6 protein-coding genes and 1 pseudogene are annotated in these 12,360 nt (G+C 50.8%); all 7 read left to right on the top strand.

Going from position 1 to position 12,360, the window contains the following annotated elements; genetic code table 11:
* The first annotated feature begins 153 nt into the window (after window positions 1–153).
* The 7 genes and pseudogenes from ACKU4E_RS06545 (at window position 154) to ACKU4E_RS06515 (ending at window position 12,350) form a co-directional block, all read left to right on the top strand.
* Window positions 154–2,337: an EAL domain-containing protein gene (locus ACKU4E_RS06545; protein ID WP_320170276.1), complete on the top strand. Its 2,184-nt coding sequence runs from the start codon at window positions 154–156 to the stop codon at window positions 2,335–2,337.
* Window positions 2,338–2,444: 107 nt separating this feature from the next.
* The gene (locus ACKU4E_RS06540) at window positions 2,445–4,100 is read left to right on the top strand and encodes a thiamine pyrophosphate-binding protein (RefSeq protein WP_320170275.1); all 1,656 of its coding nucleotides are present in this window, start codon (window positions 2,445–2,447) and stop codon (window positions 4,098–4,100) included.
* 135 nt (window positions 4,101–4,235) lie between these two features.
* Window positions 4,236–5,981 (top strand): annotated as a pseudogene (locus ACKU4E_RS06535) (methyl-accepting chemotaxis protein); the annotation flags it as partial.
* 40 nt (window positions 5,982–6,021) lie between these two features.
* Window positions 6,022–6,408, top strand: coding sequence for a hypothetical protein (locus tag ACKU4E_RS06530; RefSeq protein WP_320170273.1), 387 nt, complete (start codon window positions 6,022–6,024; stop codon window positions 6,406–6,408).
* A gap of 769 nt (window positions 6,409–7,177) precedes the next feature.
* Window positions 7,178–8,344, top strand: coding sequence for a hypothetical protein (locus tag ACKU4E_RS06525; protein WP_320170272.1), 1,167 nt, complete (start codon window positions 7,178–7,180; stop codon window positions 8,342–8,344).
* 36 nt (window positions 8,345–8,380) lie between these two features.
* A complete protein-coding gene (locus tag ACKU4E_RS06520; RefSeq protein ID WP_320170271.1) occupies window positions 8,381–9,559 on the top strand; it encodes a hypothetical protein in 1,179 nt (392 codons plus the stop codon).
* Window positions 9,543–12,350, top strand: coding sequence for an FAD-binding and (Fe-S)-binding domain-containing protein (locus ACKU4E_RS06515; RefSeq protein ID WP_320170270.1), 2,808 nt, complete (start codon window positions 9,543–9,545; stop codon window positions 12,348–12,350). Before ACKU4E_RS06520 ends, ACKU4E_RS06515 begins: the two co-directional genes overlap by 17 nt.
* Window positions 12,351–12,360 lie beyond the last annotated feature (10 nt).

Genomic DNA, 12,360 nt, shown 5'->3' with positions numbered 1-12,360 from the left:
CATGATCTGTACCTGTTTTTCGGGAGGAACAGGTGTAGTTTGAAGGATGTTCTTTTCGTGCTGCCGTGCATCATGTCTGAATTATTGTAATTTTGAATCAGCCGTTACGAAAAATCTTTTCCGGTGAGGTCAAAACAACGCCAGGGATCGGTGATGACTGAAGGGAAACTGTTTTTCGGTATCTTGCAGCTCAACTCTTTTTTCGAAGAGTTGGGCAGCCTTGTCTTTTTTAAAGCCATGCGGCGTTCTCTGCTGCTGGTTTTTCCGCTCATCGTCGTTGGGTCATTTGCCCTGTGTCTACTGAATTTTCCGTTCGAATCGGTTCGGGGAATCATGTCCGAAAGTTTTCGTCACGCACTGTCCGCTATTGTTGACGGAACTTACGGAATTACCTCGCTGGCAATGCTTTGCAGCATGAGTCTGTGTCTGGGCGAGATGTATAACGCTCGTGATGAAAAGGCGTCAATTCATCCTTTTTTATACGTAGTAGTCGCTTCCGGATCTTTTTTTACTCTTGCTGCGGGGTGGGGGATAAGTTCCTTTGCAGAGGTGACTTCTCTGTCGGCCAGCATGCCTGAGTCCATATTCACCGCTTACGTTTCCAGTTGGCTTTTGCACAGGATTGTCAGGCTTTCATCAAGACTGCCGGCAGCAGGAGCCGGTTACGATCCTTTTTCCGTACAGGTTTTTTCCGTTGCCCCGGCCTGTATGGGGGTGCTCGCTGTTTTCGCGTTGATCAGGCTTGTTGTGAACAGTGTCGGGTTCGTGTCCTTTTCAGATATGATGCAGGATCTGGTCATGGCTATTTTTGCCTTGAGTGACAACCAGCTGTTCACCGGAGTTCTGTATCTTTTGCTGTGCCAACTGCTCTGGTTTTTCGGTGCACACGGCCCGAATATGCTCCACTGTGTTGAAAGCAGGATTTTTGCCACCAACCTTGTGGACAATATGAATATCCTCTCGGGAAATGCTGACGGGGGGAATATCCTCACCAAAGGATTTGTTGATGCCTATGCCGTTATGGGCGGTTCAGGAGCTACCTTGGTCCTGATTTTGGCCTTGCTGCTTTATGGGCGTAATTCCAGGTCCAGAAAATTTTCCGGCATGGCTCTGGGGCTCGGTCTGTTCAATATCAACGAGCCGCTGCTGTTCGGAATTCCGCTGATTCTCAACCCCGTGTTCATGATTCCCTTTATTCTGACCCCGGCCATACTTTACAGCATTGCCTACGGGGCATGTTCTCTGGGACTTATTCCGCTGGTGACGACTTCATTTCACTGGACCACTCCGGTCTTTATAAGCGGATACTATGCATCCGGTTCGTGGAACGGCGTCATTATGCAGCTTATTCTCATCATGGCCGGCGTATGTATCTACCTGCCTTTTGTGAGTCTTTCAGATCATATGGAAGAGGCCAATTTTCGATGCAGCATGTCCAGCCTGCTGCAGGCGGCAAAGAAGTCGGTGGCTTCCAGGGCCTGCCGCTGTCTGTCCATGAACGGAGAGGAAGGAAGTGTTGCCAGATCACTGGCCAAGGATCTTCTTCAGGCTGTGCGCAAGAAAAATCAGTTTTTCCTCGTATATCAACCGCAGGTCAACACCGAGGACCCGGAAAGTCTGGGCGCTGAAGCTCTGTTGCGCTGGAATCATCCCCGTTTCGGTTTTATCTCTCCGGAACTAACGATTGCTCTTGCCGAGGATCTCGGTTGCATAGAGGAACTCAGTTATTTTGTACTTACGGAAGCGTGCAAACAGGGGGCGGAGTGGGGAATGATGCTCGGAAAACCTGTCCGGGTATCAGTCAACTTCACCCCTTCTTTGATTACCGGGAAAGTTGCCGAAAAAGTCTCCGGCGTAATCGACAGAACAGGTTTTGATCCTAAATGTCTGGAAATCGAGATTACGGAATCTGAAGCGCTTACTTCCCGCAGGGAAACAGCAGAGCGTCTGAGGGAACTGCGCCGTCTGGGTGTCCGCATTGCAATTGACGATTTCGGAATGGGGCATACTTCCCTGCGTTACCTGCGTGAGATGGATGTCGATAAGATCAAGATAGACCGTTCACTCACCCTTGAATCCGTTACCGGTATTAATATGCATATTGTTGCAAGTATACTGGGCCTATGCCGCAAACTCGACCTGAAGGTGATTATTGAAGGCGTAGAAACCGGAGAACAGTTCAGGTGTTTCAGGGAGATAGGCGGTGATCGGTTTCAGGGGTTTTATTTCAGCCGACCGGTTTCTCCTGATCTTTGCAGGCTTTTTTTCGATAAATGGGCCCAGGATAACAGCAGTGTCGGCTTTGCAGTCGGCAGGGAGTATGAAAGAAGAGTATAGGGAAGTGCTCTAATTTAAGAATACCATGGACATAAAGTAATCCCGGTGGCATTGTTATACAGTATACGTATTTCTTTGTCGTACCTTATTAATTCGGGAGATAAGTTATGTCCGGAACTGTCATCCTTCACTTACTGGAGCGGCTCAAGGAGATCGGGGTTACCGATTATTTCGGTGTCCCCGGAGATTATGCCTTCCCTGTCAATGATGCCATCTGCAACGATCCGGAATTGCGTTGGATCGGTTGCTGCAATGAACTTAACGCCGCGTACGCAGCAGATGGCTATGCCCGAATAAAAGGTCTTGCTGCAGTCTGCACGACTTACGGTGTCGGCGAACTCAGTGCGATAAACGCCATCGCCGGGAGTTACGCCGAGAATCTGCCTGTATTTCACATAGTAGGCATGCCCAAATGTTCCCTGCAGCAGAACGGGAACATCATACACCATACCCTGGGCAACGGGGAATTTGACCTTTTCCACAAAATGGCCGGGCCGGTGGTCTGCGCTAGCACTATTCTTTCTTACGAAAATGCCGTTTCGGAAGTCGATAGGGTGATTACAGCCGCTCTTACCGAACGGAAACCCGTGTACATAGCCGTTCCGGCCGACCATGCTCTTATGGAACTCGGCTGCACAAAGCCGTATTCCAGACCAGTTGTCGCAAGCGATCCTGATACTTTGGAAACGGCGGTTTCACTGATTCTCGAAAAACTCGGGAAGGCAGGGTCGGCAATGGTCATGGTCGGAGCCCTGATAGGGAGGTTCGGGCTGCAAAGTTCCATGCTCGATTTTATAGAGAAGTCCGGATTGCCTTTCACTTCCATGTTTATGGCCAAGGGGACTCTTTCCGAAGCCCATCCCAATTTTATAGGCGTTTATAACGGACGCATTCTTGATCCGGGCGTGCAGCAGACCGTTGAAAACTGCGATCTTGTAGTCAGTTTCGGTGCCATACGTTCAGATATCAATACCGGCGCCTTTACCGTCAAAATAGATACCCACCGAGAAATACGTATTTATCCTGACCGGGTGTGCATAGGCCATGCTGTTTATCATAAAATACTGATGCAGGATGTTCTGCAGGAGCTTTGCCAGCGTATCGGCAATCTTGGTCTTCCTGTGCCGTTTCGTCCTGCCGGACTCGGATATCCGCATGGAGCTCCTGATGACAGCATTACACCGGCCTCGCTTTATCCCCGCATCGAACGTTTCTTTAAACGGAATGACATAATCATGGGCGAAACAGGAACCGCTTCCATGGGGCTTGCAAATGCCAGACTTCCCGAAGATGCGGTATTTTTCAACCAGACCCTGTGGGGCGCAATCGGCTGGGCCACACCTGCTGCATTCGGTGCTGCCATGGCAGCTCCGGACCGAAGAGTTCTGCTTATAACAGGCGAAGGATCGCATCAGATGACCGTACAGGAAATAGGGCAGTTCGGAAGATTCGGACTCAAGCCGGTAATAATCTGCCTGAATAATGACGGATATCTGATTGAACGCATGCTCTGCGAAAATCCGGACATTTATTACAACGATCTTGCCGAGTGGAATTACAGCCTGTTGCCCGCCGCTTTCGGCTTGAAAGACTGGTACTGCCAAAAGGTCGTAAACAACAGGCAGCTTGATGCTGCTCTGGAGGCCGCCGAAGCATGTACAGGCGGATGCTACATAGAGGTGGTGACCGACAAGATGGCTGCTCCGGAAATGGCGCTCGCTCTGAACCGTATTGTCCTCAATGGTCCCGGCTGGAAGTCCTGACAGCATTTTGAATTGTTGTCGTTGATAGTTTATAATTGCTGTAATTGATTTATTTATTGATTATCTATAATCTTTTTATAGTTTTAGCCGATATCCAGTTATGAATGTGACAGGAGGGTATTTATGCTGAATAACATTTGCATCAGAACAAAATTGTTGCTGATTTTGGGTATTAACATTGTTTTGCTGGTTGTTATGGGAGTCGTTGCCGAGTTCGGCGCCAAGAGCATCAATTCCAAGTTGGAAGGGGTCTTTAACAGAGATCTTAAAGGGATGGTTTTCCTGCTTGAAGCGGACCGGGACCTGCATCAGGCGTTTATAGCGGAGCGCACCATGATTTTTGCCAAACCAGGGACAGAGCAGTTCCGCAACCAGATGAAGGACTATACTGACAATAAGGGGCAGGCGGACACCAGAGTAGGTAAATTTGCCAAAACCACCACGGATCCGGAACAGCTTGAACTCGTCAGCCGATACACTGATGACCGGGCCAAGTGGGATGCCGTGTCGGTCAAGCTTCTTGAAGACAGGCAGTCCGGGGCAGATGCTGAAGAACTGGCAGCTATTTCGTTAGGAGAAGGAGCGAAGCGTTTTGACGCCATGCGCGAGCATATCAATGTGCTGACAGAGGCCCTGCAGCATCAGGCCGAATCAGCGCATGAAGCCGCAGCAGATGCTTATGGAACCCTGTTCATGATTATTATCGGTCTTACTCTAGGGAGTGCTTTGATAGGGGCTTTATTTACCCTGCTGGTAACCGGCAACATAACCGTACCCCTGCGTAAGGTCGTTGAGAGTGCGGGGATGCTGGGGACCGGTAATTTCCCCGCTCTTATGGAAATGAATCGCAAGGACGAAGTTGGGACTCTTGCGGATTCTTTCGATGACATGAATACCACCCTGCAAAGCAATCTCAGGGAAATTGAAGTGAAAAGCCGTGAAGCCGAAGAAAAGGCCGCGGCTGCCGAAAAAGCCATGCTTGAAGCTGAGGAGGCGCGCAAAGCAGCTGAAAAGGCCAAACAGGAAGGTATGCATCAGGCTGCTGGGCATTTGGAAAGTATTGTTGAGCAGATTTCTTCCGCCTCCGAGGACCTTAATTCACAGATTCAGGAATCCCGCAACGGATCGGACGTTCAACGTAACAGAACTTCGGAAGCGGCAACTGCCATGGAAGAAATGAATGCAACGGTACTTGAAGTTGCCGGGAATGCTTCCAGCGCTGCGGAAAATGCCCGTAATGCCAGAGAGCAGGCCAGCGACGGTAAGGCCATGGTCGGCAAGGTTGTTGAGTCTATAGAGGAACTCAATGCCGAGTCAAAGCAGTTGTATTCGGAGATGAGCGAACTGGGGGAACAGGCTGAAGCAATCGGGCAGATCATGAGCGTGATCAGTGACATTGCAGATCAGACTAACCTGCTTGCACTCAACGCGGCCATTGAGGCGGCAAGGGCCGGGGAAGCCGGACGCGGGTTTGCCGTGGTTGCCGATGAAGTGCGTAAACTTGCGGAAAAGACCATGACCGCCACGCAGGAAGTGGGCAGTTCCATAGGAGCTATTCAGGAAAGCACCCGCAAGAGTATTCAGTCCATGGAAAAGACTTCTGAAATGGTTGCCGAGAGCACCGGGCTCAGCCGTGAGGCCGGAGTCTTTCTGGATAAAATCGAGGAGTATGTAAACGATACCGCTGATCAGGTTCGTGCGATAGCAACAGCTGCGGAAGAGCAGTCGGCTACTTCAGAGGAAATAAACCGCAATACTGATGAGATAAATGCGATTGCGGCGGACATTGCAGACGCCATGTCCAATTCGGTTCAGGCAATGGAAGACATGGCCGGGCTGTCCGAAGAATTGCGCAATCTTGTTCTGGAGTTGAAAAAGTAGGTTTACAGCTAATCTTGTACAGGAAACATTTCAGACCGAGATGTCTGTAGGTGGAGAGGGGAGCCATATCGGTTCCCCTCTTTTCTTTTTCATCAGGCTATCCATGGATATGGTCGTGTCCGTCTCCGTCTGTGTGGGCATGGTCCATGTCATGGCTATGCGAACCGTGTTCGTGTTCATGCTCTCCTGCATGGTTGTGGTCGTGACCGTGGCAGTGTTCATGAGTGTGGGTGTGGGAATGCTCATGCGTGTGTGTGGTCCCGTCTGCATGGGTATGTTCGTGCATGTGGGCATGCTGGTGCTCATGCCCGTGCTTGTGCTCATGGTTTCCTTCATGGGAATGTTCATGAGTGACCTTACCCTTGCCAAGATTGCATCCGCAGTTCTTACACATGATTTACTCCTTATGTTTGCTGGTAAAATTTAATATATATGTTTTAATCATAGTCCTTTTTTTCAAATAAAAAAGCCCCGTTATAAAATAAATATTCTGAGTTGCCCTGCGTGTACCCGACTTTGTTCCGTGGCATTTTTTGGCACTTGCTGAAATTTGGTTTGTTTGAAGGTTCAAGCTTTGCTCATGTTTCGGCTTTTTATTCATACAAAAATAGAAACGTTATACATGTGGAGCTTTAATGTTTATAATTAATGTAAGTTCAAGTCTGGGCCAGCCTTGATCTTCTTACCGCACATACAAATTTATGTATGGGTGTGCTCACTATTAATTTTAAATTAATTTAATAAGATATGTTAAGAGTTTCGTTGAAATATAATTGGTAATACTATAGAGTCGCTCGTCATAACAATTGTCGGACAGGGGTTGTTGCGGTCCCGGAAGATAGTTCCGCGTTATCCGGTTGCCGATCTTCAGCAGGGCCGTTGCCTGTCCGGGCATCTTTCTCTCATACCGTGATTCATCTTGCTTCATGGAAGATAAGGGATTTCTCCCTTTTCAGTTCATCCACAGATACCCTTTGAATCATGTTAACTGCATGGCGTGCGTGCTCCTAAAAAAATGACCGATGGTCATTCCTTCCTGTTCCGGTATATATGCCGGTGCTTCCGCTTAATTTATGCAGGGTTATGCGTTTCGGTACGCCATGAGAGTTTTTCCCGAGTCCATCAGCGAAGGACCTTGTCCCTTTTCCATAGGGCAGTCAGGCAAAGCGGCTTAAACAATTTAACCTTATAAAAAAATGAAAAAAATAATTCCAGCTCATCTCGCCATTGCGTTTGTATGGTTCAGTTCGCATTTCGGGGGCGGATTTGCCTCCGGACGACAGATTGTCGCCTTTTACCTGAACCATCAGTGGACTTCCATTTTCATGCCTGCCGTTTCCATGCTGATTATGGGGTTAAGCTTTTATTTTTCCATGGTTATTGCCGCCAGATTTTCTGTTTTCGATTACAGCAGCTGGTCCAGAAAGCTTTACGGTGGAATAGCATCGTTCATGGCTCCGCTGTATGAACTGCTTTTCAATACCCTGCTGGTGCTGGTGACGGCAGTGGCTTTCGCTACCGGAGGGTCGACGATCACAAAAGCTTTCGGCACCTCCTACATACTCAATACGGTGGTCATTGCTGCGATTATTTTTGTCCTTACTATTTACGGGGCCGAGTTGGTCAGAAAGTCGGCTACAATTGTGTCCATCATTCTGATTGCCTGTATTTTCATTATATATGTTCCGAATATAGTATATTTTTTCCCGGACATAGTAAGCAACTTCAAGGCAATCAAAGCCGGGACCATTGCAACAGGCGGTTCCGGAACGCTGCTTGATTCAATCTGGTGGGCCGCAAAATACGGAGCTCTGCAGTGCTGCGCCATAGGTGCTTACATCGTGCACACCCAGGCCTGCCCGGACAAGGCCAGCCTCAAGAAAGCCGCTGTGGTCGGATTTTTCATAAACACGGGCACAATGTACCTGACCTACTTCGGTATTCTCGCCTTTGCCGATCAGGGTGTTCTTAAAGAGGCCGTTCCCTCCCTGTTCGTGGTAATGCACGGGGTAGGCGGAACATGGATGACTGTCCTCATCTCCCTGTGCATAGTTATAGGAGCTGTCTCCACCGGGGTTGCGTTGGTTTACGGAACCACAAACCGGTTGGTCAATTTCATGGGCAGGAACATGACTGCAGAGCAGCGTACCGGAAAACGTGCAATTCATTCCATTTGCGCTTCAGCCATACTTGTCATTGCCTGCTGGATTGTTGCTCAGCTTGGACTCATACCGCTTATCGGTAAAGGTTACGGCAACGTCGGCTGGGTCACCCTTCTTGTTCTTACTGTACCTGTTCTGCTGCGCGGATTCGGTCTCTGGCGTTTTCCCGAAGATTCTGCGGAAAAAGTCCTGGCCGAATAGATGCTTTAGTCACAACCATTTACCTACAATAAACCAATGAATAAAATAATTCCCGGCTATCTGGCCATTGCACTTGTCTGGTTCAGTTCCCATTTCGGGGGCGGTTTTGCGTCCGGGCGGCAGATTGTGGCTTTCTATCTCAATCACGACTGGACTTCCATTTTCATGCCTGCTGTATCGATGTTTATCATGGGTATCTGTATGTATTATTCCATGGTTATCGCAGCCCGGTTCAAGGTTTACGATTACAGTTCATGGTCCAAGAAACTGTACGGCGGCATCGGCTTCTTTGCTGTGCCGATTTATGAGATTCTGGTCAACGCGGTCCTGCTGCTGGCCACTGCGGTAGCCTTTGCCACAGGTGGAACCATTCTCACCAAGCTGTTCGGGACATCGTACATGATGAATACCTTTTTCATCGCAGCGGTTATCTTCGTCTTTACCATTTACGGCTCCGAACTGGTCAGGAAATCTGCGGTTGTTGTTTCCGTTATGCTCATTGCGAGCATGCTGCTCATATACCTGCCGAACATCATCCATTATTTCCCGAAAATAGTTCAGAATCTCAAGGCTATCAAAAGCGGGGAGATTGCGGTCAGCGGCTCCGGATCGTTTGCCGATGCCCTGTGGTGGGGTGTTAAATACGGCACTCTGCACTGCTGTGCCATCGGTGCCTACATCGTTCACGCTCAGGTCTGTCCTAACAAAGCCTGTCTGAGAAAAGCGATCGGAATCGGCATTCTCATCAACTGCCTGATCATGTACCTTACTTACTTCGGTATTCTCGCTTTTGCCGATCAGGGAATCTTCAAAGAGGCCGTCCCTGCGCTTTTCGTTGTAATGCACGGACAGGGCGGTGCCTGGATGACTACGCTTATCTCCGTCTGCATTGTTGTTGGAGCTGTTTCCACCGGGGTGGCGCTTGTTTTCGGTACCACCAACCGTCTTGTCGTCCTGTTCGGGCGCAATCTTGATGAAGCGGAAAAAGTCCGCAAGCAGCGTGTCCATTCCATGGCCGCCTCGTCCATACTTGTCGTCATCTGCTGGATGGTGGCCCAGTTCGGGCTTATTCCGCTTATCGGCAAGGGGTACGGCAGCATGGGCTGGGTCACCATGATCCTTCTCACCATTCCCATTGTTCTGCGCGGACTTGGTTTGTGGCGTTTTTCCGAAGATATGGCCGGAAAGGAGCTTTGCGTTGAAGAAGCTGATTAATGATATGAGGGCTGTTCTGCCCTCCGAGTGTATCCATGATCATCCTGCTCTGGTTTCAACCTTTGCGGTTGATGCCAGCTATTTCGAGCCGAAGGCCAAACTCGTTGTCGATGTACGCAATCTTGAAGAGGTTTCCGCTGTCCTGCGTGTCTGTTCCGAAAACGGAATCGGGGTTACCTTTCGAGGGTCCGGTACTGCTGTAAGCGGACAGGCCTGCGGCGAGGGCGTTCTTGTCCGGTTCAAGGGCCGTGCGTGGAAAAAAATCGAAGTTCTTGATGAAGGCGCAAGGTTCTGGTCCGGGAGTGCGGTGATCGGGATTGAAGTCAATGCTGCTCTGGCTCCGTTCGGGCGCATGATGGGTGCAGACCCTGCTTCAATCGCTTCAGCCACCATGGGCGGGATAATTGCCGACAACTCCGCCGGTATGTGCTGCATGGTTGAAGAGAACAGCTACCATGCCATACGGGGGATGCGGCTTATTCTTGCAGACGGAACCTATCTGGACACCACCGACCGTGAAAGTGTTGATGCGTTCCGTAAGTCCCATGCAGCGTTGCTGGACAAGCTTGCGGAGCTGCGTGGGAAAGTCCTTGCCGACGAAGACGTGGTTGCGCGCATCCGGCGCAAGTATTCGATTAAGAATACAATCGGGTACACGGTTAATTCGTTCGTGGATCACGAAGACCCCTTGGATATCCTGATGCATCTGATGGTCGGATCGGAAGGGACTCTGGGATTCATACACGAAACCCTGCTGGAAACCATTCCGACCCAGCCTGTCCGGGCGGTGGGGCTCATGTTTTTCCCTTCACTGGGAGTGGCCACCGATATCGTCATCGCCATGAAGGACACATGCAGCATCAACGCCGCGGAGGTGCTTGACTACAACTCCCTGACCGCCATGCAGAACCTGAAGGACATCCCGGATGTCATGCGCAATCTGCAGGAAGGTTCATGCGCCATGCTCATCGAGACCAAGGCCTGGGATTCGGAGCGGTTACAGGAGAATGTGGACGGAATTCTAGAAGTGCTGGGCCGGTTCCCGGCTCTGTCCGAACAGGAATTCACCACTGATGCGGTCGAGTGCGAAAAGATCTGGAATATCCGCCGGGCCTTGTATCCGGCCATTGCGAACTTCCGCGAACCGGATGAATACGTGCTTACCGAGGATATCAATATTCCGGTCGACCGGCTTGCCGAAGGGTGTGACTGTTTTCAGGAGCTTTTCGACCGCTACGGTTATGCCGCAGGAATCATGGGCCACGCTTTCCACGGCAACCTGCATTTTTCCATTCCGGTTAAAATCGCCGATGCACAGGAAGTGGACAAACTGCACCACTTCATGGTCGACCTCGTGGAACTCATTACCGGGCGTTTTGACGGTTCCCTCAAGGCCGAGCACGGAACCGGCCGGGCCATGGCTCCCTTTGTGCGCCGGGAATGGGGCGATTTCCTGTTCGAGATAATGTGCGAAGTCAAAAAAGTTTTTGACCCCGAAGGAATCCTCAATCCGGGTGTTCTCATCAGTGAGGACGAGAACGCCCATATCAACGGACTTAAAAGCCCGGTGGCAACCCATCCGTGCGTGGACCTTTGCGTTGAATGCGGATTTTGCGAGCCCATATGTCCCTCGCGGGATATCGGACTTTCTCCGCGTCAGCGGGTCAGCCTGCTGAGGGCTGTTACCAGACTCCGGTCGGAAGGCAGTGCCGAGATGGCCGATGACTGGGACGGAGTGTTCCGCAAGTACGGGGAACAACTCTGCGCCACGGACGGATTGTGCAAACAACGTTGTCCGCTGGGGGTTGATGTAGCGGCTCTGATTCGTGATATTCGCGGAAAAGAAGCTTCGGACCGTACCCTGCGGATTGCCGATTACGTGACCGGGCACATGGGTGCCGTTCTCAAGGTCGCATCGTTCGGCCTGCACGGCATGTCTCTGGCTCAAAGAATGATCGGTGATTCTGCCATGCAGCGGCTTGCCGGTGGTGCCAGATCAGTTTCCGGCAACAGGTTGCCCATGTGGAACAAGGCGATGCCCGAAGGCGGGAGCCGTGTTCCGGTTGTTTCAGGCAATGCTGCGGGCGCGGACCGGGTGGTCTACTTTCCGTCCTGCGCTATCCGCTCCATGGGACCGGCCCGTGGGGACGATTCCGATCCGTTGATGGATGTAACCGTCCGGTTGCTTGAGCGGGCAGGGTATCAGGTTGTGTTTCCTGAAAACATGGATCGGCTGTGCTGCGGCAAGGCCATGGAAACCAAGGGACTGTTTGCTCAGGCTGATGAACTTTCCGCCGGACTTGGGGCCGCGCTGCTTGTGGCGAGCGAGAACGGAAGATATCCGGTTCTGTGTGATACAAGCCCTTGTCTTGAGCGCATGAAAAGGACTCTTGACGAGCGCCTTGTACTGATGGACCCGATAGAATTCGTGATGAAGAATTTGAGCGGACGGCTCAATTTCAGACAGCTGCCGCGGACCGTGGCCCTGCACCCGACCTGTTCAACAAGGACCATGGGGCTTGAAGGGCAGTTCCGGGAACTGGCCTCCAGATGTGCCCGGAGTGTAGTTGTTCCCAAGGGAATAGGCTGCTGCGGGTTTTCCGGGGACAAAGGGTTTCATAAGCCGGAACTGAATGCTGCCGCCCTCGAAAGTCTGCGTGAGCAGGTTTCCGATTGTGATGAAGGATACAGTGTTTCACGTACCTGTGAAATAGGGCTGACTCTTCACGGCGGCAAGACCTATCGCAACATTCTGTATCTGGTGGAAGAAGCCACCAGAGATCAGGCATAGTGCTGGTAAT

Origin of the sequence: Maridesulfovibrio sp. (assembly GCF_963677005.1) — a bacterium.
Classification (GTDB): domain Bacteria; phylum Desulfobacterota; class Desulfovibrionia; order Desulfovibrionales; family Desulfovibrionaceae; genus Maridesulfovibrio.
The sequence above is the reverse complement of the archived record's forward strand: the minus strand, read 5'-3'. Positions and strand labels throughout refer to the sequence as shown.

What these genes read in the sequence shown, in the direction of transcription:
- ACKU4E_RS06545 (WP_320170276.1), top strand. Translation starts at nt 154, where the DNA reads ATGACTGAAGGGAAACTGTTTTTCGGTATCTTGCAGCTCAACTCTTTT.
- ACKU4E_RS06540 (WP_320170275.1), top strand. Translation starts at nt 2,445, where the DNA reads ATGTCCGGAACTGTCATCCTTCACTTACTGGAGCGGCTCAAGGAGATC.
- ACKU4E_RS06530 (WP_320170273.1), top strand. Translation starts at nt 6,022, where the DNA reads ATGTCTGTAGGTGGAGAGGGGAGCCATATCGGTTCCCCTCTTTTCTTT.
- ACKU4E_RS06525 (WP_320170272.1), top strand. Translation starts at nt 7,178, where the DNA reads ATGAAAAAAATAATTCCAGCTCATCTCGCCATTGCGTTTGTATGGTTC.
- ACKU4E_RS06520 (WP_320170271.1), top strand. Translation starts at nt 8,381, where the DNA reads ATGAATAAAATAATTCCCGGCTATCTGGCCATTGCACTTGTCTGGTTC.